General features: G+C 41.5%; 18 protein-coding genes. 16 read left to right on the plus strand and 2 right to left on the minus strand.

Going from position 1 to position 26,365, the window contains the following annotated elements:
• Positions 1–6 precede the first annotated feature (6 nt).
• Both EKO24_RS00370 and argB read right to left on the minus strand, forming a co-directional pair.
• Positions 7–342, minus strand: a complete 336-nt coding sequence (locus EKO24_RS00370; protein WP_127027690.1) for a phage holin family protein — start codon at positions 340–342, stop codon at positions 7–9.
• Positions 343–731: 389 nt separating this feature from the next.
• On the minus strand, positions 732–1,619 hold the full coding sequence (gene argB / locus EKO24_RS00375) for an acetylglutamate kinase (protein ID WP_127027689.1): 888 nt from the start codon (positions 1,617–1,619) through the stop codon (positions 732–734).
• A gap of 229 nt (positions 1,620–1,848) precedes the next feature.
• Here argB and EKO24_RS00380 point away from each other — a divergent pair, with 229 nt between their 5' ends.
• From EKO24_RS00380 to bcsA, 16 genes are all read left to right on the plus strand, one after another.
• Positions 1,849–4,056, plus strand: a complete 2,208-nt coding sequence (locus EKO24_RS00380; protein WP_161990535.1) for a cellulose biosynthesis cyclic di-GMP-binding regulatory protein BcsB — start codon at positions 1,849–1,851, stop codon at positions 4,054–4,056.
• A complete protein-coding gene (locus EKO24_RS00385) occupies positions 4,043–5,137 on the plus strand; it encodes a family 8 glycosyl hydrolase (RefSeq protein WP_127027687.1) in 1,095 nt (364 codons plus the stop codon). The genes EKO24_RS00380 and EKO24_RS00385 overlap by 14 nt, the downstream gene beginning before the upstream one ends.
• 99 nt (positions 5,138–5,236) lie before the next feature.
• Positions 5,237–6,469 (plus strand): tetratricopeptide repeat protein, encoded by a 1,233-nt coding sequence (locus EKO24_RS00390; RefSeq protein WP_127027686.1) that lies wholly within the window; start codon positions 5,237–5,239, stop codon positions 6,467–6,469.
• A 325-nt stretch (positions 6,470–6,794) separates the two neighbouring features.
• The gene (locus EKO24_RS00395) at positions 6,795–7,151 is read left to right on the plus strand and encodes a hypothetical protein (RefSeq protein ID WP_127027685.1); all 357 of its coding nucleotides are present in this window, start codon (positions 6,795–6,797) and stop codon (positions 7,149–7,151) included.
• 702 nt (positions 7,152–7,853) lie between these two features.
• Entirely contained in the window at positions 7,854–11,921 is a 4,068-nt protein-coding gene (locus EKO24_RS00400) for a cellulose synthase subunit BcsC-related outer membrane protein (RefSeq protein WP_127027684.1), read from the plus strand.
• Positions 11,908–12,516, plus strand: a complete 609-nt coding sequence (locus EKO24_RS00405) for a tetratricopeptide repeat protein (RefSeq protein ID WP_127027683.1) — start codon at positions 11,908–11,910, stop codon at positions 12,514–12,516. The genes EKO24_RS00400 and EKO24_RS00405 overlap by 14 nt, the downstream gene beginning before the upstream one ends.
• Before the next feature lie 29 nt (positions 12,517–12,545).
• A complete protein-coding gene (locus tag EKO24_RS00410) occupies positions 12,546–14,126 on the plus strand; it encodes a BcsE family c-di-GMP-binding protein (RefSeq protein ID WP_127027682.1) in 1,581 nt (526 codons plus the stop codon).
• A gap of 1 nt (position 14,127) precedes the next feature.
• Positions 14,128–14,316, plus strand: a complete 189-nt coding sequence (locus tag EKO24_RS00415; protein WP_127027681.1) for a hypothetical protein — start codon at positions 14,128–14,130, stop codon at positions 14,314–14,316.
• On the plus strand, positions 14,313–15,902 hold the full coding sequence (gene bcsG / locus EKO24_RS00420; RefSeq protein ID WP_127027680.1) for a cellulose biosynthesis protein BcsG: 1,590 nt from the start codon (positions 14,313–14,315) through the stop codon (positions 15,900–15,902). Before EKO24_RS00415 ends, bcsG begins: the two co-directional genes overlap by 4 nt.
• Positions 15,903–15,926: 24 nt before the next feature.
• Positions 15,927–16,109, plus strand: a complete 183-nt coding sequence (locus EKO24_RS00425) for a hypothetical protein (protein WP_127027679.1) — start codon at positions 15,927–15,929, stop codon at positions 16,107–16,109.
• Positions 16,110–16,865 (plus strand): cellulose biosynthesis protein BcsQ, encoded by a 756-nt coding sequence (gene bcsQ, locus EKO24_RS00430; protein WP_127027678.1) that lies wholly within the window; start codon positions 16,110–16,112, stop codon positions 16,863–16,865.
• Positions 16,866–16,876: 11 nt separating this feature from the next.
• On the plus strand, positions 16,877–19,510 hold the full coding sequence (locus tag EKO24_RS00435) for a glycosyltransferase (RefSeq protein ID WP_127027677.1): 2,634 nt from the start codon (positions 16,877–16,879) through the stop codon (positions 19,508–19,510).
• On the plus strand, positions 19,497–21,809 hold the full coding sequence (gene bcsB / locus EKO24_RS00440) for a cellulose biosynthesis cyclic di-GMP-binding regulatory protein BcsB (protein ID WP_127027676.1): 2,313 nt from the start codon (positions 19,497–19,499) through the stop codon (positions 21,807–21,809). The genes EKO24_RS00435 and bcsB overlap by 14 nt, the downstream gene beginning before the upstream one ends.
• Positions 21,810–21,837: 28 nt before the next feature.
• Positions 21,838–22,935, plus strand: coding sequence for a cellulose synthase complex periplasmic endoglucanase BcsZ (gene bcsZ / locus EKO24_RS00445; RefSeq protein WP_127027675.1), 1,098 nt, complete (start codon positions 21,838–21,840; stop codon positions 22,933–22,935).
• A 313-nt stretch (positions 22,936–23,248) separates the two neighbouring features.
• The gene (locus EKO24_RS00450; protein WP_127027674.1) at positions 23,249–24,082 is read left to right on the plus strand and encodes an adenylate/guanylate cyclase domain-containing protein; all 834 of its coding nucleotides are present in this window, start codon (positions 23,249–23,251) and stop codon (positions 24,080–24,082) included.
• A 42-nt stretch (positions 24,083–24,124) separates the two neighbouring features.
• Positions 24,125–26,335, plus strand: coding sequence for a UDP-forming cellulose synthase catalytic subunit (gene bcsA, locus EKO24_RS00455; protein WP_127027673.1), 2,211 nt, complete (start codon positions 24,125–24,127; stop codon positions 26,333–26,335).
• Positions 26,336–26,365: the final 30 nt, after the last annotated feature.

A 26,365-nucleotide genomic window follows, 5' to 3' on the forward strand; every position in this document is an offset into this window, starting at 1 on the left:
ATGATGCTATGTGATTAGTTCGACGACAAGATTAAGTAATGTCAATACTAGGCTTCCTACCAGTGCCGAGATAAAACCTTGAATGCGGATGCCCGGAACCAGTGCGGCCACTAACCATAGCATCAGCGCGTTGATGACCAGCAGAAAGAGTCCAAAGCTGAAAATCGTAAACGGCAATGTGAGTATAACCATCAGCGGCCGCACAATTGCATTCACTAAACCGAGGACAATTGCGCCGATCAGTGCGGCTCCCCATCCTTCCACTTGAACGCCGCGGACGAGATGGGCCATCAGCAGCAATAAACCTGCTGTCAAAACAAGATGTGCCAGAAACGCGAACATAAATACCTCCAATCACATTATTTAAAGTGTAAGGGATGATATAGACTCCTCGTTTGGCGCGGACAATACGCCAATTAATTGTTTAGTGTTGTAATGAGAAGTCTGAAGCGGACAATAACGTACTTGATTTAGGCATGGCAAAACATATTTTCATCTGTTTACGGGCTGGCTGGAATGGATTGAAAAGCAAGAAAAATCCAAACCTAATGAATGTTGGCCCTCTACCCGTACCGATTGCTGCTAATGATCTTAAGGAAGGAACCAGGAAGACACGGATGCGGCGGATTAGCCCGGATTCTTACGGGTTTAATTTCTTACCCGTGTTAATCCGTAAAAATTCGTGGCATCCGTATTTTCTTTTAATTTAGCTGATAAAAATCTTCAATGATCTATTCATTGATCAATAAAGTTCCAACCCCCTGGTCGGTAAACAATTCCAGCAGCACCGCGTGATCGACGCGGCCGTCAATGATATGTACGCTGGTGACGCCGCCTTTTATTGCGTCGGTGGCGCACTGAGTCTTTGGAATCATGCCGCCCGAAATAGTGCCGTTGGCGATCAGTTCCTCGGTTTTTTTGATTGATAAGCCAGTCAGTAGCGCTCCCTGCTTATCCAGAATGCCGGGTATATTGGTCAGTAAAATCAGTTTCTCGGCTTTTAGCTGTTCGGCAACTTTCCCGGCAACCAGGTCGGCATTGATGTTGTATGAATGCCCGTCTTCGCCGACGCCGATTGGCGCAATAACAGGAATAAAATCGCTGCTTCCAAGCATATTGAGAACGGCCGGATCTATCGAGCTCACTTCACCGACATGGCCCAGGTCGATGATCTCGGAGGGGAGGCTGTCGCGAGGCGACAGATGCAGTTTTTTGGCGCGAATAAAATTTCCGTCCTTGCCGGTCAAACCGACCGCTTTACCGCCGTGCATGTTAATCAGGTTAACGATTTCCTTGTTTACCAGCCCGCCCAGCACCATTTCAACCACGTCCATGGTTTCGCTGTCGGTGATGCGCATGCCGTCAATAAAGCCCGTGGTTTTACCCAATTTTTCCAGCAACTGACCGATCTGAGGGCCGCCGCCGTGCACTACAATCGGGTTTAACCCAACCAGTTTCATTAAGACGATGTCTCGTGCGAAGCTGTGTTTGAGCTCATTATCGACCATTGCGTTGCCGCCGAATTTAACGACAATGGTTTTGCCTTTAAAACGCTGGATATAGGGTAAAGCCTCAATTAACACATCGGCTATTTGGTGGGCTGTTCTTTTTTGTATCATGTTGTGATTTTCCCGTTATTTAAGATGTTGCTTGTTATTGTAATTCAACGAATAAAAGCGGCCTATGATTGAATTCGAAGACAATCGTTTATTGGTTTTATGTTGTATTGGTAAAATGCTTACATTAACCTTAAAATAAGCTTAAAGAATTTATGCAATATGTGAAGTAATCGTTGTTTTTTTTAACAGTAGTGTGAGCTGATAAATTAGCCGATGGGTAGGCGTCGAAGTGTATAATTTAATAAAAATCAAATTCTTGGTTCTTGCCGCTCTGGCATCCATTTTATTTAGCTTTCCGGTATATGCTGAGACGTTAAACCTGCCACTTTACAAAGTTGCTCCCGGAATCAAGGCGGTTGATTTGCACTGCAATGCCTCTGAGTATCAAATGCAGATAGCCATACCCAAGCGCTGGCAAATCAAAAAAGCAGTGTTGCGCTTCGATTACACTAATTCTTCGTCGCTGCTCAAACAAAACTCACAACTGACTGTTTCTTTAAATAATACCCCTCTGGCTCAACTTAAGCTCGACCCTCTAGCTCCCAACGGCTTCGCGGAGGTTGAGCTTCCGGTTACCCTGCTGCCTCCAGGTTATAACACGCTGAATTTCAGTGCAACCCAGCATTATACGCAGGGTTGTGAGCAGCCTTGCGCATCCGAATTATGGACCCGGTTGAAGCTGGATGAGGCGTCGCTTAGTTTTGAGTACGAATGGGATACTGTCCCGCTCAGATTGTCGGAACTGTCCGAACTGATTTTTGATCCTAAGATCATGAATGAGGCCCATCTACACCTGATTACCGAGAATATTAAGGATGAAGGCACACTGACTCCGGCGAGCATTGTTGCCTCAGGCGCTGCGTTGCGCTTTGACTATCGCAAAACGGTGTTTACTCTATCGAATCAGGTTACTGAAGGAATGGACAATATCTTAGTCGGTGAAAAAGGCTTCGTGGAGGGCTTTTTGAAGGACCTCGGGGTAAGCATGACAGTAGAGGGACCTACGTTAAAGCTTGTACATCTTCCCATTAAATCTGAAAAAGGGGAGTTAACTCTTGATTCGCGCCATGTGTTATTGGTGGTTACCGGGCGTAATGCCGACGAAATCAAGTTGGCGGCGGAAACAATGAGTATCTTGACCATTCCTTTCCCTGATACTGATGAAATGAAAGTAAACGAATTTGCTCTGCCGGAAATTGATCTCTACGAAGGCAAGCAGATGGTAACGGCAGGCGAAAAGTATCCGTTCAAAAAGATGAACTTTAAAAATCGTACTTTTGCCGGATTGGATCCTGCTCCGGAAGACATCACTTTCCGCTTGCCGCCGGACTTTTTGATTAAACAGAACCAGCAAGCTACGCTTTCACTGGACTTTTCGTTCGGAGCGGGGATGAAGTCGGATTCGGCAATAAATATACTTCTTAATGGTGTGTTCGTTGCTACGGCCCGCTTGGATAATCCAAACGGAGGGCTTATTTCTAATTACCTGTTATCTCTCCCCACGTTCTTGTTCAAAGGCGGCACCAATGTTCTCTCGTTCAGGCCCAAAATGACGCCGCTGTTTGCAGAGCACTGCCATTTTTTACAGACCGGGAATTTGCAGGCATCTCTCTTCGATACATCGTTTCTGGAGTTTCCGCCGATGCCCCATCGTATCGAACTGCCCAGGCTCGATTTATTATTTCTCAACGGTTTTCCATACACCCGTTGGCCGGACGGCTTCGATACTTTGCTCATCCTAAGCGAAGCGAACTCGGCTTCTGCAAACGCTGCTCTCAATCTTATCGGTATGATGACCCAGAAAAACGGTTATCCATTGTTCGGCATCAGGGTGAGCACCGATATTCAAGAAAAATGGGACAAAGAGATCATTCTGGTCGGCCGGGCAGATACGATTCCGTCCGAATATTATGCAAAAGCGCCTCTCCAACTGGGCGATATAAATAAAGTGCCTTATCCTGTGTATCAAAATTGGGACATCCATAAAGGCATGTCATGGAGCCAGCAAGCCAGCGGCATGAATAGCGAAAAAGGCATTATCATGCAGTTCGCATCGCCCTTTGAGGAAGGGCACGCGGTAACTTTGTTTACCGCGACCACCGACGAGGGGGTTGAGCGTCTAGGAAATGCGCTGCTTGATCCTACCGTGCAGGCTGTTGTCAAAGGCGACCTCGTGTTTGTGGAGTATGTGATAAATAAATTCAATCAAGTAAAATTCGGGAATGGTGCCGATTTCAAAATTACAGCACTGAATGCAGGCACCAGTTTCGTTACCGGTAAGGGAGGCAACATTTCAGCGGTAAGTTACTATTTGTCGTCTTATCCGTGGCTATACTGGCTTTTAATTAGCGCCATGATATTAACTATCGCCGTCATCACTTACTTCATCCTGAGGCATCGAAGAAAACAGAGGTTAAGTCCCAATGAGAGCGAGTAAGTTCATGCACTATATTCCCGTTGTATCTGCGTTTGCAAATAACGGGATTTATCGATTTATTATATTGTTCTTTTGCTTGTTCACGTTCAGCTCATTACTCTTTGCTGCGCCTGCCGCATCGACTGAAGGCGGCGAGTGGAAATATTTCAAAGAGCATTTTATCAGTGGCGACGGACGCGTCATCGATTCGTTCCAAAACGACATGAGTCATTCCGAAGGTCAAGGTTATGGAATGTTATTGGCTGTAAAATTCGAGGACAGGCCGCTATTTGACAAGTTGCGCCAATGGACTGCTAATAATTTGCAAGTAAGGCGTGATTCGCTTAGTGCCTGGGGTTGGGGGAAAAGGCCTAATGAAGAATGGACCGTTATCGACTATAACAACGCTACGGATGGGGATGTTTTAATTGCCTATGCGTTGATCCAGGCCGGACAAAAATGGAATGAAAAGACTTATATAAAGCATGCGAGTGTCATTATCAAAAGCCTGCGCACGCATTTGGCAGTCAAGCTCAATGATCGTACATTTTTGCTTTCCGGTTATTACGGATTTTCCGATGCTAAAGGATTGGTTCTGAATCCGGCTTACCAGATACTTTCCGCTTATCAAGCTTTCGCTAAAGTCGATGAAGGGCAGTTTTGGGAAAAAATCTACAAGGACGCCCAGTATTTACTGGTTGAGGCCGGCCGAAATTCAGTAAGCTTGCCGGCGGATTGGGCGCTGGCTGAACCCAGCGGTAACATCAAGATTTACTCGGCCAAAAGCACCCGTTTTGGCTACGAGGCCATCCGAGTGCTTTTATATTCAGCATGGGCAAAGCTTCCACAGCCTGACGGAGTTAAAAACGTTCTTGATTATTATCAAAAACATGGGCGTATCCCGGTATGGTTCGATTTAACAAAAGAAGATATTGCCAATGAAACGGCTTCCGCCGGATTCTATGCGGTTTTTGCTTGCGCAGCAGAGCAGCTTGGTGATGGCAGTTTAGCGGCTCGTCTTTATGAAGACGCAAAGCAACGCTTGCGGAACGAGGCAAACGATTATTACTCTCATGCCCTCTATCTGCTTGCCAGTAAGTAATTGACTTTAGGACGGAATGTGCGCGCAGGTGTGCTAATCGCGGTGTTGATACTGTTAAGTTGGACAACTGCTTCCGTCGCGGCTCAGCCGGAGTCCGGCTTGGCTTCCACGCAAGCCGTGGCGAAAGAGTCCGGCTCTTTCTACACTTTACAAATCGAACAGGAAGGCGACTTAGCAACGCTGGAAAAAACAGCTCGTTATGTTGCTCGGCTGCTTTCCTTAAGAACGCGTATCGTCAAAGATGGGGGCAATTATGTCATACGAATCGGCAAGTCTCTTCGAAGCGATGAGCTGGAAGCTCACATTCCCTCCCTGAATTCAGTTGGATTTTGGGCTGTAAGCATGCTCGATGTACACACGGACACGGAAGAGCTTGTTAAAGTTATCAGTCCTGAGTTGCCGGAATCCGCGAGCCAGACTCAGCGGCACTATCAGCCATATCTGCTGCAATCGAGGCAAGAGGCGTTGCCGAAAGTGGAAAGGCGCATGGGTGAGCTGTTTCCCGCAGAAATTGAGATTTCGCGGTTAATCCGGCTAAGAGACGCAATGGACAAGGAACAGCCTGGAGAAAGTAGCGTGCTTATTCAGCGCGCCTGGGAAGCTCTCCATCATGGCTCAATTGTCGATGCTTGCGAATTATTCGAAAGCGTACAAAAGCTTCCCGGAGTAGAGCAAGAGGCATTGCGAGGGCTTGCTCACTGTTTTTTACGCATGGGGAATTATGATCAGGCCATAACTCTTTTCAGCTGGCTTATTGAAAAGGGGATAAGACCTGAAGAAAACCGCGTCCTTCTGGTGGAAGCTTTGTTTAAGGCAAATAAATTGGATTCCGCGCAGGAAGAGGCTGATCACTTGGAGGAGATGCAGGCTCGGCAGTGGAGAGGCCTTATTTCTACGGCTAAAAGGGATATTGAGTTGGCGCGCGTAAAAAAACTCTATGATCCGAAAAATCCGGAGGCTTTCGTAACGAAGTATCAATCATATATGGATCAGTGTCTTCTTTCGGACACTTTCCTTGCCGCCGCTAAAGATCTAATGGCCGTAAAGAATGAAGCCGCCGCGCGTATTTTAGAACAGCTGCTCGATTCCTGCGCTGGACATTGGGATGTCAAGCTCTCTGCTTTCACTGGCTTAATGCAAATTTTGCCCCCGGAAATGATGAGTCCTCGTATCGATAGAGAATTAGAACGTATAAACCTGCCGTTCGACTATCGCGAAAAACTTCTCGCCGGTGCTGTTAAATTTGGATTAGGCAAGTCCAAAGATAGAGCTATAGATAAATCTAAAAATGATGCTAAACAGTTGCCTGTTAAAGGCGATAAATTTAAGTAGTTATTAAAAGGTTGGTGTCGCGCCGGTTGCGCAACTCACTTTAATTTAGGTGGGGGCAAATTTAACCGGTTGCTTCATGAGCAGTATTTTATTTTGGCGCCGCATCCTGATTTGCACTATCTAGGTGTCTGTTTTTTAAGATGCTAAGCATTGATTTTTTCGTTTTTTGATATTACTATTAAAAAATATGACTTATACGTGCGTTTTTCAGAGGGTGGTGTGTTACGTCATATAAGCTGTTGTTTTCTTTAGCGGGCCGACGAAGCCGTGAGAAAATGTTTTTAAATACACCGCTTAATTTAACTTAATAAAAAGACTTTACAATATGCCAATTTTTAAAATCGCACTAATACTTTGCTTAACATTGATTTATGGTTGCGCGTCCAAAAACAGCCTTCAAGTGGTTGATAATAAGGTTGATGTGCTTCAAAGTGAACTAACGAAGCTATCCATTAAGACGGAAAGCATTCTGGATCAGCAAATTGCTGAAAAATCTCATGTCGATGGTGAGATTAAAGCACTTAGAGCTAAGACTGAGCACATTGATTCTACTCAGAATAACCTTGATCTGGTTCTTGGAAGAATAGCTAGTAAGTTGACTGCCATCAACAGGAAGACCGACGCTATATCAAGAAAATTACTTCTTATAAAAAATAAGCAACAAAAAGAAGAGACCTTATAATAAAAAAGTCCTTGAGCCGGTAATTATGCAAAGCTGCGGTCGGTATTGCCGGTTCAGCTTTGGCTCAGGTCGAATTCGGGGGGTAGTTGATTGGCACAATAACAATAGATGGCTTACTCGTCCGTACCCGCGCATTATTTACAAGATTTTATCTCCCTTCATTTCATCAGTCGTTATAGCGGCATTGTCTGGCTAAAGAGAGTGTTTCAATCATCTGTTTAGTTAAGCCGCTTCAACACCAGATTAATCATGGCGATGTAAACAAAGATTTCCAGTGGGCATATGGATAGATCGCCAAGCATTGGTTTTTCGTGGGGACTATTAAACTGGTCCACAGGCCTATTTTCAATAAAGTCCAAACACACATAATTATTGCCGGCAGTTCCAAAAATCTATCGGAGCGAAACTTTTAAGCCGGTTCGCCTGATAAATGGGCCAATATCATTATCTACTTCGGGCTGGAGGATAGGGCATTAACCGGTTTGTGGTTCTGTATTGTAGCGGCGAGTGCTCGGTTCAGTTGTTCTTGGAATCCGCTTATAGGCCGATGCAAGTTTGCGATGCCACGTATGCGAAGTCAAACGGATCGCTCTAGCCGCCAAAATTCTCAGTAAAGCAATCCAAATGGCGTGTCTTGAGCTAGTGCAACAAATAAAGACTGTGTAACATCAGGTAACAATTATTTCTAATAATTAGAATGCAATGAAAACAAAAAGAAAAATATTGATTCTAGGGATAAGTGAGTTGCTGACAGCAGGAATAGCAAGTTATCCGATGCCGGTTTACGCAATTTCGGACATTGAAAAAGCAGTGGAAGACTTGGAAAAGTCAGTGGATGCGGTAGCTAAGGCGGTCGGGGTTCCTAAAGAGGTATTGCATAAGATAGGCGGGGCTAAAGCGGCATTAGGTAAAGAGGATGATGTGGCTAAATCATCAGCGGATAAAACGGACGAAGCAGGAACGGCACAGGAAACAGTCGCGAAAGAAGCTGAATTAGCTAAAGCCGTTAGCGAGGATAAAGCCAAAGCTGCCAATGTGGGATTCGGTCCGCAATTGCAGGCCGGCTCGGTAAAGCCGGAATATTTATTAAAACAACAGATTGTACTGGCAGAATCCAGCCAACGTTACGATATTGCCGAGTCGGCGCTGGAACGTTGGTTATCTATTGATAGAAATGATCCTGAAGCATTATTTTTACAAGCTCGAGTTAATTTTCTAAAAGGTGACAGTGAGCAGGCTAAAAAAAACATACTCGAGTTTGAAAAAAAGCATCCTAACCATCCGCAACTGAATAAACTGAAAAGTTTATTCGAGACAGTGGGACCTAAAAAACTCCAGCTTCAGCAAGCACATTTTTTGGCCGGTAATCGTCGCCTTAATGAAGCTATCGCTATTTATGAAAGTTTGTTTCCGTATGGCATGCCGACAACAGCCATTGAAATTGAATATTTAACTTTGATTTCAAAAAGAAGCGATAGCGATCATGAAAGTGCTAAAAAGTTAATTCAAGAACGGGATATTCAATATCCCGAGAATCCGGAATTTAAATTGGCATTGGCGGATATCATCACTCAAAAAACACCTGACGATAAAGAATCGTTGGCGGTATACGAACAGCTGTCACATATCGATTTGTATAAAAAGCAGGTTTCTTCTTCATGGAAAAAGGCTCTCTCGAATATTCCGATTGAAAAGCTAACAAAGGAGGAAATTGATAATTTAGTTACGGCTTATCCCGATGATGTATCCGTGGATTCTAAAACAAAGGAACTAAGAACCGCGCTGGAAAGCTATAAGAAACTCATGAATGACCCAGCCTATCAAGCACAATTAAGAGGCTTTAAGCTCTTGGATGAAGGAAAGTTTGAATTGGCTGAAAAAGCTTTTTTATCTGCTAAAACGAGTCGTTTTAATGATCCTCAACTTTATAATGGTTTGGGGCGGGCTTGTCTTAATCAGTCGAAACATGAAGAGGCATTAGTCTTTTTCATGAAGGGAAAGCAACTTGATACCAATACAGATAACGACGCGGAATGGAGCGGGCTTATTTCAACAGCGAAATATTGGACCTTAATCAATCGCGCGGATAAGTTAGTAGAATCCAATAAGGCGGAGGCGATTTCTCTATATAAACAGGGTATTGAACTTAACCCTAAAGAGGTTACCCCCTATATAACGATTGCAAAAATTCTAGCGAAAGATAAAGCAATTAATGAGGCGGATGCCTTTTTTATTAGAGCTCTTAACATTGAAAACAATAATCGTGAAGCACTGTTGGGTAGGATTAATTTAAGAGCTGATAACGGTAATATTGCGGAAGCTCTGTTATTAGCGGATCAGTTACCGGCTGAGCAAAGAAAACTTATTGCCGACGAGATTGCTGACGTAAAAATCGGCGCGTTTGTGAACGCTTCGGAAGCCGCTTTAAATAATAATGATTTGAAAGAGGCTAACAGTAAAATCAACCAGGCGCTTTCTTTAAGCACACAGAATCCTTGGCTGGCCTATCAAGTCGCTAATATATTGAACAGCCTTAACAGACGAGACGATGCGGATCGATTTGTCAGTCAATTATTGGAAAACTCCCAGTCCTCCCCAGATCTTTATTTTGCTTCCGCGCTTTATTTGGCTAAGCACAACAAGTTACGCGAAGCTTTGCTTGAGATGGATAAAATCGATGTATCTGAGCGCTCGCCTGGCGTTATTAGAAATCAGCAAAGGATATGGCTAGAGTATCAATTCGGGTTATTGGATAGCTTGATAAAACATGATAAAAAACAGGCGGTTGTACATTTAAAGGCAATAGAGCCCGAAGTTAGCGGTGATCCCGAGCGCCTGATTAAAGTGGCAAACTATTGGCTTGATATGGACGATTCGGAGCATGCAAAGAAGATATTTAATGCATTGGCCCAAGATGCAACATGGCCATTAGATACCACATTAGCCTATGCTGAGCTGGCTTTTAAGCTCAAAGATTTTGAGAAATTATCCAATTTAGAGACAAAAATTGATTTGTCGTCCGCGTCAATTGATCAACAATTGCAGTACCGTAAATTACTGCTCAAATACAAAACAGCCAAGGCAAAGCAGTATTTAGATCAGGGTAATAAAATAGCGGCAAATCAGCTCTATTTTGCAGTTATGCAGGAAGATCCCATGTTCATTTCTGTTTATAACCAGCTTGCAAAATTAACAGAAAATGCTTCGGATAAAAATGCTAAAGCGTTACCTAAGAGCTGGGTTGAAAATCACATTCAGCAATTAGCCAATCCTGATGCATATTCTGACTTTCCAATAATAAAAAAAATACAAATATTGCTGACGTATGGGCAATTGGAAGTGGCTGATAAAATGTTACAAGAAATGGCGAACGATGAATCGAACGAGGAGCGTGCCTTATATGATGCATCGCAGATAGCTTTGACTATAAAAAAATGGGACACGGCTGAAAAACTAAGTTTTATCGCGTTGAAAAAAAATAAAACTAAAAATGCAATTGAAGACGCTAAAAATAGCGCTAACTCAAACGCACCTGTTGAGTTAGACGATAATGACAAAAAGCAGCTTTATTTGACAAAGGATGATGATTGGTTAGCGAAAAACGCCAAGTCCGATATTGACGTTTTGCGGAAGAAAACCGATGGTTATGTGACGGTTGCTCCCGATTATCGGTTTGGTACAAATACTACGAGCACGAGCATTCCTGTTGAAGTGAAAGTGCCGTTTAAGAAATTAGGGCATTTTCTGGTTAGGGTTGAACCCATATCGCTGGATGCTGCCGATCAGGACTTGAGTACGCTCAATAATGCTAAAAATTACGGAAGTTCTCAATTTTGTTTTCCTAACTGCGGTCAACAGCAGGCCACGATGCAAGCGCAGGGAGTAGGTTACAACATAGGTTGGATAGGCAGTAACTGGAAAGTTGATATTGGCAGAACGCCCGAGAATTTTTTGGTGACGGATGTTGTCGGTGGCGTGCGCCTAGACGGTGATATTGATGCTTTTTCATGGGCGGTTGTTGCGTCCAGAAGGCCGGTAACGAATACCACGTTATCTTATGCGGGACTTGTCGATCCTAATACTAAGAAAGTATGGGGTGGTGCCAGGCAGACAGGTGTGGGCTTCAATTTAGGTTTTGATAACGGCAGTCCAATAGGCGTTTGGTCAAGTTGGCAGTACCACAAAATTACAGGCGAAAATATTCAAGATAATACTAAATTCATGGGGCAGATTGGAACGTATTGGGGAGTATGGAAAGATCCAAGCAATATGGCTAACGTTGATTTAGGTTTGAATACGCTTTACATGAGCTACAAGTCCTTTCAGGATGAGCTTACTTTTGGGCATGGAGGATATTTCAGTCCGCAATCATACGCGTCTATTTCGCTGCCTATAACGGTTTATGGACGATACAGCGGATGGTCTTATTCAGTAAGACTATCGGGAGCGTACTCAGTATCAAAGGTCGACGACGCGCCTTACTACCCGAATAACCCCGATTTACAACTGTTGGCCGAATCACAACAGGGCATAACAGGCATATCTCCGGTTTATGTTGGCGGAAGCAGTAATGCGACAAGCTATGGTATTAGCTCAATCGTAGAAAAACGACTGACTGATCATTGGTCAATTGGCGCAAAGATTCAAATACAACGTTCGCCTTTCTATAATCCAAGCAATATAGGCTTGTATATGAAGTATGATTTTAATGAGCATTGGAAGTCGATTGAAACACCGCCGATAGTACCTGAAACTTTTGCCAGCTATTAGAATAACCGTCGCTCCATTTAATTTAGAAAATATATTAATAACAATGTCACTAAGAAAGTTTTTTCTTGTTTTAATTTTATTGCATAGTACAAGCGTTTTTGCCATCGACAAAGAAATGCAGGGGCAATTTGCCCAAGGCTTAGCATTGATTCACGATAAAAACTATGTACAGGCAACCGCCGTTTTTTCTAAATTAACTAAAGAATATCCGACCTTTCCCGAACCATATAATAACTTGGCATATATTTATGCCGTGCAAGGCAATTACATTAAAGCGCAAGATATATTGCAATCGGCGTTCAAAAATAATCCCAGCTATGCATTAGTTTATGAAAATTTAAACGCTATTTATGCCGAAATTGCACGAGGTATTTATGAAAAAGAGCTTGGAGCAAAAGATAGCAACCGAGAACCGTTAAAAAATTTGTACATAATTGATCATCTATTTGATAAAACTGAAAACAAGATTACTACGGTAATTAAGGCTGCTGACAAAGATAATATCAACTCTATAGAAAATACAAACGAAAAGGTAGTTTCTCCAACATCTATTAGCACAACGCCATCAGCGTATGCTCCGTTGTCAGAAAAATAATTCGTATTGATTAATCCGGAGTAAGGCGCATGTTGATTGGAATTAGAGGCTTGGATTCGTGTTATGGAGCAATAGATTTGCCTGGTTTATTTGTAGTAACAGTGCCAACATTTTCTTTTGCTAAGTCGGTTTTACTGCAGACTGTTGTTCATAATTCCAGCGCAAAAACAGCCTTGATTTCTTTTGAGGAAAGAAGCCAGTTGTTTAATGTGGAGCCTGAAATTAATCGAAAAATATCTAATATTTACGACTCGGGAAATCTGCTCCTGAATGTTGTCCGCATGCGTGATAGTAAAGATTTATTTAGAAAGATTAGACGTAATATGGAAAAAGAAATATTCGGGGCTGTCGGTCTAATCTTGATTGATATTGATCAAGAGGTTTTTAAAGCTGTTACGAATGATGAATTATCAGCCATTTTATTGATATGGCAGAGCTGGTTAATACAGCATAAAAAGACATGTATTTGGGTTGTTCATGGCGATATGGCTGGTGGCTTTATAAAAGATAAGTTTTTAAAGTCGAACCATATCTTGAATGGCTTGGCCAATATAGAGATTGATGTTTTTAAAATTAAATATGAGCTAGCGTTCTGGCACTTATGTTCATCCGTGCAGGCAAATGTTTTTTTGGATTTGTTGTTTGACGAAGCAAATAATCTAATATCTGTCGCAGAGGCTAATCAGTTAAAACCGGATATAAAGAAAAATACTTTAACGCTATCGCAAGTTAGTAACCATGTTGTGGTTGTCAAATCTGAAGATGCAGTGCATGAGATATTCCCACGCAAATGGGAAGTTATACATTCATTTGATATATTAGATAATCTTATTATAGGAGATAGTGGCGGAGCTACAATTATTGTTTATATCGATACTAATATGGATGTTAGTTTTCTTGCTGCCTATGTTATTAGTTTAAGGCGGAACCATGGCGGAGGATTAAAGATTATTTTAAGGGAAACGGAGCCGTGTCTAAGGAGTATCGAAGAGAAGTTTGTTATCAATTCGGGGGCAAATTTAGTCGTTCCTTATAATGTCTCATTTTCAAGGTTCATTGCTATTGTTTATGCTATACAAGGAAGTTATTTAATTCGTGATTTTCCGAATAAAATAGAAGACGTTTTTCAAGTTAATTTGAATAGATATGGGAAAGGTTATCTAACTATTGTGGACTTTGTTGGGCAGGTAAAGACTTTAGTCGATTGTGCTGAACAAATGCAAATAGCTCCATCATTGCTTAAATTATCATTGAATAAAGCTATCCCGATTGATGAGATAATTGCGCAGATAAAAATAAACCGTAGCGGTGATATATTTACGTATACTAAAAGTTATCTATATTTATTCTTATTTCAATGCGAGCAGGGTGAAATAAAAAACCTATTATCTCAATTGTTTTTACTGCCTATTGCCGACTTGTTTTTAGAGGAGAAATTATTTCTGTATGGTGATGAAATTAGGAATGAACTGATAAATATTTCTGCAGAGAAGTACGATCAACAAGAAACCAGCGAATATTTTCAGCCAGTGATAAATATTTTAGAATCAAGAAGCCAATTAGGCAGGAAGCAGGCTATATCGTTACCGCTTTCTTTGAAAATTAACTAACATGAATATTAACGATTTTATTATCACCATTATTATCTCGCTATTGGCTGGCGTTGGCCTGGGTTTAACTATAAAAGAAATAGGATCTTTTCTATTAAAAATAATAGAGAAATTTAATAGAGAGCCAAAGGTAGTGCAAACCGTCGATTTTTCATATTTCTTCGGTAATCATAACGAGGAAAGCAAGTGAAACCGAGTGAAGTTAATTTAGGTGTTTGGAATATATATTTTATCGTCAAACTGGTTCTATTTATCGGCGGTGTTATTGAGTTTAATTTCTTAAGAAATATTGCCTTCATCGCTTTTTTAATTATTCCTGCGCGAAATAAAGTTCTATCTGTTTTTCAGCAAATCGCTGCTATTCTGATAGGGAGTTATCTTTTTTATGATGATTCTTATTTGCCGCCTTTGTCACGTGCCTTGGCCCAGGCCGACCAGCTTTCACAATTCGATACAGGCTATCTGTTTGAGCTGCTCACGCGGTTTGTGTCGTTAAATTTTCTGTTAATATTTTTTATTACTACGGTATTTTATTTTACATTCTATAAAATACTGCGAATTAACGTATTGGTAATCGCTGCAATCGTGTATTTGCAGTTCATAAATAGCCATCTATCATTTTCTCCTATAAATAAAACTGTTGATAATGCGGCCGCTGGTGAAACAAATGCCGCCAGTCCATCAAGTGCAACGATAACAGAGCAGCTCAACAGTTATAAAAAAGAATTTTTTGAAAAACAATCTAATTTAAAAGCATCGCTAAATAAGGATATAGCAGTTAAAAGTGAGTTTGATATTCTAGTTTTAAGTATCTGTTCATTGGCGTGGGACGATGTTAAGTATTTCAAGCAGGAAAACCATAAACTGTTTAAAGAGTTTGATATTGTTTTTGATCATTTTAATTCTGCTACGTCCTATAGCGGGCCTGCAATTGTCCGTTTATTTCAAGCAAACTGCGGGCAAAAATCACATGCAGATCTTTTAACTAACAAGCTGGACCCGCAATGTTCGTTGCTGGAAAATCTGAAAAGTGTGGGATTTGATATCGAGCTAATGCTGAACCACGACGGTATGTTTGATAATTTCTTATCGCTGATTAAAGACAAAGGCGGGATGGATGCCAGCCCTATTCAATATAAGTTAAATCCTTATCTATTAAACTTTGATAGCTCGCCTATTTATCGGGATAAAGAGATTCTTTCCCGTTGGTTGCAAGAGCGCGAACAACATAAGGAAAACAAAAAATTCACTTTCTATAATACGATCAGCCTGCATGATGGTATTAGTCTTGTGAGTAACACGCAGTTGAAGTCGCCTGAAACCTATGAACAAAGGTTGGTTACATTGCTCGACGATATGTATGAAATTTTGGATGGATTAAAAAAATCCAATCGTCCGGTTGTGGTTTTATTTGTGCCGGAACATGGCGCGAATATTCGTGGGGATAAGATGCAGATTTCCGGAATGCGGGAATTACCTAGCCCTGCTGTGACCAATGTGCCTGTCGGTTTGAAGGTGATCGGTAATAATATGAAGCGAATCGGGGAACAAAAACATGTTACTCAACAAACCAGTTTCTTCGCAATTACTCATCTTGTAAATCAACTGCTTGAAAATGATGTGTATGGTAAAAATGAATTTGATCCTGAAAAAATGCTTAATAATCTTCCCGAAACTCCTATGCTTTCAGAAAATGAAGGTTCAATAGTTATGCAATATAATAAAAACTATTACTACTCATTTAATAATGATGAATGGGTTAAATATACAGAATAACCGATAAGCGGCAATGGAGAGGTTATGAAATGGGAAAATAATGACGCTAATGAATTACTCAAAAGCGCAAATATTAAAGCTAATAATTATATTGAAATTAAAGAAAATGAAGCTGTTACAAAGATCAAAAAAAAATGGCCGCTTGTAGATCAAATTATGTCGTTTGTAGTCAAAAATTCAGCTAACCGGAAAGATAGAACTATCTAAATGTCTATTTTGTGTGTTCAAGGTATGCGTTCAGGCGTGGGCGTATCAACAATTGTCGCTAATGTATCGCGGATTCTTCAGGATTTAGATCAAAATGTTCTCGTTTTTGATTTAAATCCAAGTAATTTGTTACGGTTGCATTTTAATATGGATTGGGAAGATGCTTCAGGCTGGGCATTGAATATGGTCGAGCAAAGATCATGGAATAGCGCAGGGTTCCAGTGCGAACAGGGCGTCCGCTTTATTCCCTTTGGTCAAATTAATTATCAGAGTTATCAATCTTTACTAACGAATTGCATTAATGAAAATTGGCTAATTGACCAACTAAATGCGCTTGATTTGCCGGATAATACTTGGATTATTTTAAATATTGCAAGCGAGCTAAATACTTTAAGCACTCAAGCATTAAATAACAGCGATATTATTTTAAGAGTACTCGAGCCAAGTGTCGCTTGTTTTTCACAGTTGATTAATTCGATACAATCGGATTATATCGGTGATGATTTATCGCTCAGTAATAAGTCATTTTATTTAATAAGTAAGTTAATGGCGGATAGTGAAATAGATCAAGAAATGGCGCTGGTATTGAAAAATATACTCGTAGATAAAATAATTCCCGTCAGTATTCATTTCGATGAGAATGTTAAAGAAGCATTCGCACATAAAACGACAGTGACGTTGCATGCACCGGATTCCGCGTCAGCAAAAGAATTTAGAAGGATATCGATCTGGTTGATGAGTTATTTTAATCATTAGATCTAAAACTTATGCTCGCGGCTAACCCATTCAACAAGATAATAAAGTCACCTGTAGATGTGATTTTTCTATCTATTATTTTTCAGCCAATTATTGTTAAAGAATGGTTAGCGTTCAAAAAGCTGTTTTTTAATGATAGAAATCAGTTTATTGGAACATGGATAGGATTGGCCGTTTTTATTTCAGTGTTGCTTTTTTGCCATCAGTCGCAAAGGGTAAAAGCTTTTCATTCCCTGAAAAAATTATTTCCCCATATTAATTGGGCAACGCCAACATTCGCGGATGCCGTTCGCTTTATTATTCAAACATTGTGGCTGGCAACCATTCAGACAAAAACGGCCTGTGATGTTTTTTTATTCAACTTAAACCGTATTTTTCGTTTTTTAAATATTATTAAGGATGCAGTTCTCTTACCATTTGCAGGGCTTAGCAAGGCGGCCAAGTGGCTGCTCGGAGAAATTGATCGGTTAATTGAGAATTATGATGTGAAATTCGAGCCTTATATTTACGTGCTCTTCGTTTTTCTTTTTGCGTGTATTGCTATTACGATACCGTTTGATGTTTCTGCTCAAATTGCCTTTATTTTTTCTTTATGGTTTGTTGCGATAGCGGCCCATTCTATTTTTGGTTATTTACCTAAATTGATGCTGGTTAGCCTGTCAATAATTGTTTCTTCTCGTTACTTGTGGTGGCGATATACTTCTACATTAAATATCGATAGCAGCGTTGATATTTTCTTTGGCGTTATTTTAATCTGTGCCGAAACTTATACTTGGTTTGTATTATTGGCCGGCTTTTTTCAAATTGTATGGCCGTTGCAGCGGAAACCAGTATCGCTACCTGGTGATTTATATTTTTGGCCTAGTGTGGATGTTTTTATCCCAACGTATCGCGAAGATATCAATATCGTTAGAACAACGGTTTTGGCTGCGTTAAGTATTGATTGGCCGGAAGATAAGCTTAACGTTTTTATTCTCGATGACGGTAAACGCTCTCCGATTCAAGAGCTTGCAGAGCAAATAGGCGTAGGCTATCTTGCGCGGGATAATAATCTTCATGGAAAAGCCGGTAATATTAACCAAGCTTTAACGTTAACCAAAAGCGAGTATGTGGCAGTTTTTGATTGCGGACATATTCCAGCACGATCTTTTTTACAATTGACGATGGGATGGTTTTTAAGGGATAAAAATCTCGCCATTATTCAGACGCCACATCATCACTGCTATTTTCCTGATCGAGTTGAACGCAATCTTGGCCGTATTAAGGCTGAAAGCAGTTTGTTTTATGGGGCGGTTCAGGATGATAACGATATCTGGGATGCGTCTTTTTTTAGTGGTTCAGGTATTATTTTAAAACGCGCGCCATTGCTTGAAGTGGGTGGAATTGCTCCTGAAACGTTTACGGAAGATGCTCACACAGCATTGCATCTATATAGCAAAGGTTATACTTCTGCTTATATCAATGTGATGCAAGCGGTCGAATTAGTTCCCAATGCTTTATCAACGCGTATTGCGCAGCAAGCCCGCTGGGCACGTGGTTTGGCCCAAGTTTTCCGTATTGATAACCCCTTGTTGCGAGCAGGACCGAATATGGCGCAGCGTTTATGCTATGCCAATGCGATGTTAGGTTTTCTCAAGGGTATTCCAAGCTTGGTTTTTCTATTAGCACCGTTAGTTTGTTTATATTTCCATATTTACTTGATCCATGCCCCCGCTGTTGAAATTGCGTTGTACGCGATCCCTGTCATTGCGCTTTCAAGTATTTTCAATTCATACAGGCAGGAAAAGCGGCGTTATTCAATTTGGTCCGGCATTTACGATACTATTTTTGGCTGGTATATCGCCTTCTCTGCGGTGGCCGCGCTAATTCATCCAAAGATAGGGTTCTTGAGCGGAAATATAAAAGAAGATTTAAGCAGTGAGGTTGAAATTTTTGATTTTGCTTTGCCTAAATTCTGTCGCTATTTAATTGGATTGAACTTGGCAGCTGTTATTCTTGCATTAACTCGGTATTTATTAGGTCCTGCCGACGAACAATCGATGGTGCTGCTTTATCTGGCATGGGTGATCTGCAATTTAATCATGCTGGGTGTAGCGATTAACATTACACAACAGCCTAAACATAGGCAGTTGCAGAATCGTATTGAAGCCCATGACGAGGTTATTATAAAAAAAGCATCCGGGCATTTAATTTGTGCGCTGATGGAGAATTACTCGGATTCAGGGCTTGGACTGCGTATTGAGCCGAGATACGTAACGATTGAAAAAAGTGAAAAAGTTTATGTACTCATTTCACGGGACGAAAGAGAGTTTGCATTTCCTGCCCGAATTACCAGTATCAATGAAGACTTTGTTGATATTTTATTTGAAAATTTAACGCTACAGCAGCAACTCGACTATATCCAATGTACTTACTCGCACTCAGGTGCGTGGTTATTATGGCAACAGAGTTTATCCCAGGAAAAATTGTTGTCGAATATAAAGACAATCATCATGACCTGTTTTTATGGATATATTATTCTAGCCAGAAAACTACCGAAATTTATCACTCGGCATTTTTTGTTATTAGGCGCATCTTTTGCCTTTATCAAAACATTGCTGCCTAAAAATATTAAAGACAATTCTATTCAACATGAGCACGCTTAAAATAAAAAACGCTTTTGTAGCGAGTAGCAGATACTTCGCTAAAGTTTCTTTTTCGGTCTTGTTTTTCTCTGTGCTGCTTTTATTCGCGGAACAAAGTCTTGGTGCTCAAAGAGATTTTTTTGAAAAGAATGTTAATTACAAGATCGATAACCCGCCGATCAAAAACGACGCTTTGACTTTTGAGCAGTTGGGATTGGGATCGTCAATTAAATTACAGGGCAATTTAGCACATTCTCGGCTGGGGTTTGGTTCTCGGCTCGATGAGTTGGTTACGGAAGCTAAAATTGACGTGATTTATACGTACTCGCCATCGCTTGCGAATGAAATTTCCCAAGTGCGTGTGCTTTTAAATAATCAGATTGCAGGCTATCTTCCTGTTGAACAAAATAAGGCCGGAGCTCCTGTCAAACATACGCTTATTTTCGATCCTCGATTTTTATCTAAATATAATGAAATTGAGTTTGAGTTAATTGCTTTCCGTGAAATGCGCTGTGCAACTAAAGCACAAGCGAGTATGTGGTTGGATATTAGCAATCAGAGCCAGCTCACGTTGAGAACGCAGCCTTTACCGTTGAAAAACGACTTCTCTTTTTTTCCTAAACCGTTTTTAGATGTAAACGACTTTTTACCGGTAGAAGTGCCGTTTGTTTTTCCTGAAAATGCTCAAGCGGAAACATTGGAAGCAGCGGGTATTGCGGCGTCGTATTTTGGCAGCTTGGCTAAGTGGCGAGGTATCTCTTTTCCTGTTCATGTTAACTTACTACCGCAAAAGCATGGCGTTGTGTTTGCCACAAATGATAAACGCCCTGATTTTTTGAAAGATTTACCGCGTGTTAATGCGCCGACTATTCAACTTGTGACGCACCCTCATAATGCATTCGTTAAGTTATTATTGGTTTTGGGACGGGATAAACAGGATCTGCGTAAAGCAATGGAAGCATTAGCGAATGGTTCGAATGTACTGGCCGGGCCATTCGCAGAAGTTACTCATGTCGAAGATGTTTTGCCTAGGCAACCCTATGACGCGCCGAATTGGCTTCCAACCAATCGGGTAATCAGATTAGGTGAGCTGATAGATTCACCGACACAATTACAAGCTCAAGGACGGACGCCACGGCAAATAGTGGTGAATTTTAATATTTCGCCTGACTTGTTTGTTTGGCGCAGCCGGGGTATTCCGTTAAATATTAAATATCGTTATTCCCCCCCCAATAAGGAAGATGATTCTCACCTATCCATATTGGTGAATGATCTTTTCGTAAAAGGTTTTCCGTTAACTGGAAATGGAGTTTACGAAGGCTCCAATAATGACAAACTAAAAATTCCGCTCGTCGACGATTTGGTTCATGGTGTGACGGATGAAGTGCTGGTTCCGGGATTTAGATTGAGCGGTAAAAATAAAATCCAGTTTGAATATGCGTTTACCAAGCCGGATAGCGGTGATTGTAGGGATTTAACAGCTAATTATATGTATGGTGAAATCGACGCCGATTCAACTATGGATTTAACCGGTTTTCCCCACTACATGGCAATGCCGGATTTAAAAGCGTTTGCCAACGTCGGCTTTCCTTTTACCCGATTGGCCGATTTAGCCGATACTGCAATTGTTATGGAGAAAGAGGCTTCCATTAATGCAGTAGAAGCTTACTTGGATTTATTAGGTTCGTTTGGCGCTTCAACAGGTTTAGCCGCAACAAAGTTTTCTGTCTATGATTCCGCTCCTTTTACTGGAATCGAGAATAAAGATATCCTCGTGATTGGCTTAATGGCTGCCAATGCAATGCAGGAAAGCGATCAGCATAAATTGCTCAATGCAATGGTCTCCAACATTAAGAAAACGATCAATACGCCTATTCGCCAGACAGAATATGTTACGTTGTTTCAGCCTGCCCAAATAAAACTGGGTAGGGAAGTTTTTAAACAAGTTGAGTTTAAAAATGAAGGCGAAATTGGTGCGCTGGTTGGATTTGAGTCGCCTTGGCAGAAAAATAAAAGTGTTGTTGCAGTAGTGGCTTCTAAGCCCGCTGTTTTTAAAAAGATTACCTCGGCACTATTGAAAAGATCAGATGATATATCAGGTACTGTGTCGTTATTTAGGGGTGATGAGATCGTTAGTTTTCAAGTGGGTGAAACTTATTACGTCGGGTCTTTGCCGATTATTAAACTAATTTTGTTTGAATTATCGGATAAACCCACGCTGCTAAGCATATTAATCGTTTCAATATGTGCATTATTGCTTGTGGTATTGTGGAAAATGATCAGGTATGCCGTTTACCTGCGATTACATCGCCATAAATAATTAGGCCAACCTTGTTTATTAAGCTGTTATGAAAATTTTATTAATAATTGTATTAACGTTTATTTCAATTTCTGCTCAAGCCAGTGAGTCGTGGAAAGATTGGGAACAATTTAAAGCTATATATATTTCACCTGAAGGGCGGGTAGTTGATGGTAGTAGCCCTCAATTGGCTACAACTTCCGAAGGTCAATCTTATGCGCTTTTATTTGCGTTAATTGCTAATGACAAAGAAACATTCGATTTGCTATTAAATTGGACTGAAAATAATTTAGCAAATAATGACTTAAGCGCAAATTTACCGGCGTGGTTGTGGGGCTTGGATAAAGAAAGCCAGCAGTACGGTATTTTAGACAGTAATTCGGCTTCTGATTCTGATTTATGGATTGCTTATGCGCTCGTCGAAGCAGGTCGCTTATGGGGCGAGTATCGCTATCAGTCGTTAGGCTATTTTATGGCGATGCGGATTTTGAGCGAAGAGGCGGTGCAAGTGCCTAATTATGGCTGGATGATTTTACCCGGACGAAAAGGGTTTCAATTATCAGAGCATGCGTGGCGATTGAATCCGAGCTACTTGCCGATACAGGTTCTTAGACGATTTGCCGGTATGTATCCTCACTCGCCGTGGCAAGAGCTTGCTCAGAACAGCGTAAAGTTTTTAAAACAATCAGCGCCACAAGGATTTAGTCCTGAATGGGCGAGTCTCGATGACAATAACCAGGTCAGTTCCGACGAGAAGGGCGGAATAGGGGGTTATAATGCTATTCGCGTATATCTCTGGCTAGGTATGTTAAGTAACGATGATCAGGATAAGCCTGCGTTAATGGAGCATTTTGAACCGATGTTAAGGACTATTACAACGGATGGTTATATCGCAGAGCGGTACGATGCCAAGACGAAAATGCAAACGGGTTATAAACCGTTGGGTTTTCGTGCGGCCGTATTGCCTTTTTTAGTCAGTGGGAGTAACTCCACTAGAGTAAATGAGTTTGTAAAAGAACTGGAAACTCGTGAGATATCGAGTAAACCTGATCATTATTATGATAGTGTTTTGATCTTATTCGGCAAAGGATGGCTAGAGCAAAAATATAGATTCAACAAGGATGGAATGCTGGATATTCAGAGATAAACGGATACTTATTGATGGCTTTCTTACCCGGTACAGGCAATGTGCGATTTAGCTGTTTGTATAAGATTGCCATATAACTAATCACAATCGAGCGATTAGTAAAATACTTCAATAAATTTTAAAGAGTACGGAATAAGCTGCGTAAATGCCTTGATTCTTATATCTTCCAGTTTGACAAGAATTCTGCAATAATTCATGGCCTACAGTTACGGCTTGGCTGCAAGAATTGTAAGAGAGACCGGTTTGCAGGAGGCAGGGCAGGAATCTTGATATTGTAATTTTTATAACGATACATGAACTCGCAAATTTAAAAATGAAAGATCACAATCAATCACTTCAGCAGACATCAGAGGAACTCGACGCTGAAAGCCTTATGGCCGAAAGGCAGCGTTTAGAGGCATTATTTCACGAAAAATTCACAAAAGTCATCACCGTGATGTTTACGGATCTGAAAGGGTCGACTGCGATCACGGAAGCCGAGGGGAATCTGGCTGTTCGTGAGTTGATGAAGAAGCACAACGACATGCTTTTTCCTATTTTGAAAAAACACAATGGCGTTTTAGTTAAGACCATGGGCGACGGCACTATGTCTTATTTTACTAAAGCACAGGATGCTGCACGGGCCGCCAGTGAATTCCAGCGCATACTCAAAGAGTACAACGCCAAACAAAAGCCTAAAATCCCTATTATAGTTACTGCCGGTCTTCATACTGGCGAAGGTATTGTAGAAAAAGACGACATATACGGTGACGTGGTAAACGTAGCCGCTCGTTTCGATGCACAAGCTCAAGGCAGCGAAATCTGTGTTTCAGAGGAAACCTTTAACGCACTGGAAGACAAGGCGGAAATTTATTGCCGATACTTCCGGATGGCAAAACTAAAAGGTAAAAAGGACGAATTCAAAATCTTCAAAATCATTTGGGATCCGGACGATATCGAAAAAGATAAGGCCGAACTCGCTGCCGGACTATCCACAGGCCAAAACCAAGCTCAGGCTAAGTCAGGCCTCTTTGTCTGGGTCGCTATTCTCGCAATTATTGCCATTGGAATCATTGCAGTCACATTGCTAATTAAAGGGAATGAGCTCTTCACAGGCTTTTCCTCCAGCGAAGAAAGGCGTTCTGCCAGGCACACTATCGCCAATTAGAGCTATCCATCGGATTTTCCTACCTAGCAGCGTAAACTCAATATGAATTACCGTTTTGACGATAAGATCGGCAGAAGGCTGCTGAATGCTGCGCTTTTCCTTTGCGTTTTGTTGTTTATATACATGGCCAATTTGACCTTGGATGTATCCGAGCAGTTTATGCTGGGCTGGGGAGGGGTATTTATTTTGGTTGTTGCCAAGCGCCGGAGCTTTTTTCAAAAACCTCTTGGCCGCATACTTTTCCTTGTTATTGTTGCCTTTATTTCGTTGCGTTACTTTTTATGGCGTACATTCGACACGCTGATTTATACAGGGCCAATGGATTGTGTCATGATGTCCTTGGTTTATTTGGCGGAGCTGCAAGTTTCGTTGGTGCATTACATTAATCTATTCGTTAATTTATGGCCCCTTAAGCGCAGGATAGCGCCTTTGCCAAAGAATCAGAGTTTATGGCCCACGGTAGACATTTTTATCCCTACTTATACTGAAGATGTGGAAATCACTCATGTTACGGCAACCGCCGCAACTTTGTTGGACTATCCCAAGGATAAACTGAATGTTTATATCCTGGATGACGGCAGCTCGGAGCAAAGACGAAATAATCCTATCTTAGCCTCGGCAGCATGGCAGCGCTATAATGAAATGCAAGAGATGTCCGCGAGACTCGGCGTCGGTTATCTGACTCGGGAAAAAAATGAGCATGCCAAGGCCGGAAACCTCAACGAGGCTTTGAAAAAAACTTCCGGCGATCTTATTTTAATCCTCGATTGCGACCACATTCCCTCGCAAGATTTTTTGCAAAAAACAGTTGGGTGGTTTTTGAAGGACAAAAAATTGTTTTTGGTTCAAACGCCTCATTTTTTTATTAATCCTGATCCCTTGGAAAAAAGGATGGGTTCTTTCGGTGATGCTCCTGGCGAGCATGAAATGTTTTATCGTGCCGGCCATCCAGCTATGGATTTATGGAACGCGAGTTTTTTTTGCGGTTCGGCCGCCATATTGCGGCGCAAATTCTTAGACGAAGTTGGAGGTATCGCGGGCGATACCATCACAGAAGATGCCGAAACAGCGTTGGGACTGCATGGCAAGGGTTACAACAGCGCTTTTATCGATCGTCCTATGGTTTGCGGTTTATCACCTGAGACGTTAGAGGACTTTCTGGTACAAAGGACGCGCTGGTGTCAGGGTATGTTGCAAATCGGTTTTTTAAAGAATCCGATGGGAATATCAGGTCTGAGTATGCCGCAACGCCTCTGTTACAGCAGTACTTATCTGTTTTGGTTTTTTGGTTTTGCACGTTTTTTGTTTTTTATTGCGCCTACTCTGTTCATTCTTTTTGGGCTTCAGATTTATCATGCTTCTGCCGGTCAGATTTTGGCATACGCCATGCCAAATCTAATTACCAGTTTTATTGCTTCGGACTATCTCTTTGGTAAATACCGATGGCCTATGTATTCCGAATGTTATGAGGGCTTGCAATCGATATTCCTTCTTCCCGCAGTATTGGGGGTTATCTGCAACCCGAGAAAACCGACATTTAAGGTCACTCCCAAAGGGAAAAACCAAACCCAGGATATGTTGAGCCCTTTGGCGGGGCCTTATTATCTGATGGTCGTCATTATGTTGGTTTCGGTGCCGGTGGCCGTGTACGAATGGATTACGTATCCTATCTACCGGGATGTTATTTTAATCTGTGCAAGCTGGGTGCTTTATAATCTGGCCATCTCTTTTGCTTCCCTGGGTATATTTTGGGAGCGAAGCCAAATTCGCCGGCACCATCGCTTTCCTGTCAAAGGAAAAATAACTGCGTTTTTAGAGCATGATAAAAAAATAATCATAGATGGCGAGATGATGGATCTTTCTCTTAGCGGCATAGGTTTTAAATTTCCCATCAGCGACGCCTTGAAGCAGGGAGATATTGTCATCCTCAAAACAAATGATAGCCGTGGCGACGTACACGAACTGTCAGCCAAAATCATGTTCCTTGCCAACCGCAAAGGGTTTGCCATTTGCGGGTGCGAGTTTACTGAGCTGGAACAAAGGTTCGCCGATGTAGTGAAGATGGTCTACGGGGACAGTCAACGTTGGGTTGATTTCTGGGAACATGGTGGTACACAAAGACCGAGCGCGCTATACATGATGTACCAATTTATATTCATGGCCGGAAAAGGTGCCAAGTTCGGCATCATAGGAATGTGGCGGTTCGGCAGGGAGAGCTTAAAATCCGCTTGGACAGCAACGGCGGTTAGTTAAACCGACGATAATAGCCAGTTGATTAGAAGC

Source organism: Candidatus Methylobacter oryzae (genome assembly GCF_003994235.2).
GTDB lineage: Bacteria > Pseudomonadota > Gammaproteobacteria > Methylococcales > Methylomonadaceae > Methylobacter_A > Methylobacter_A oryzae.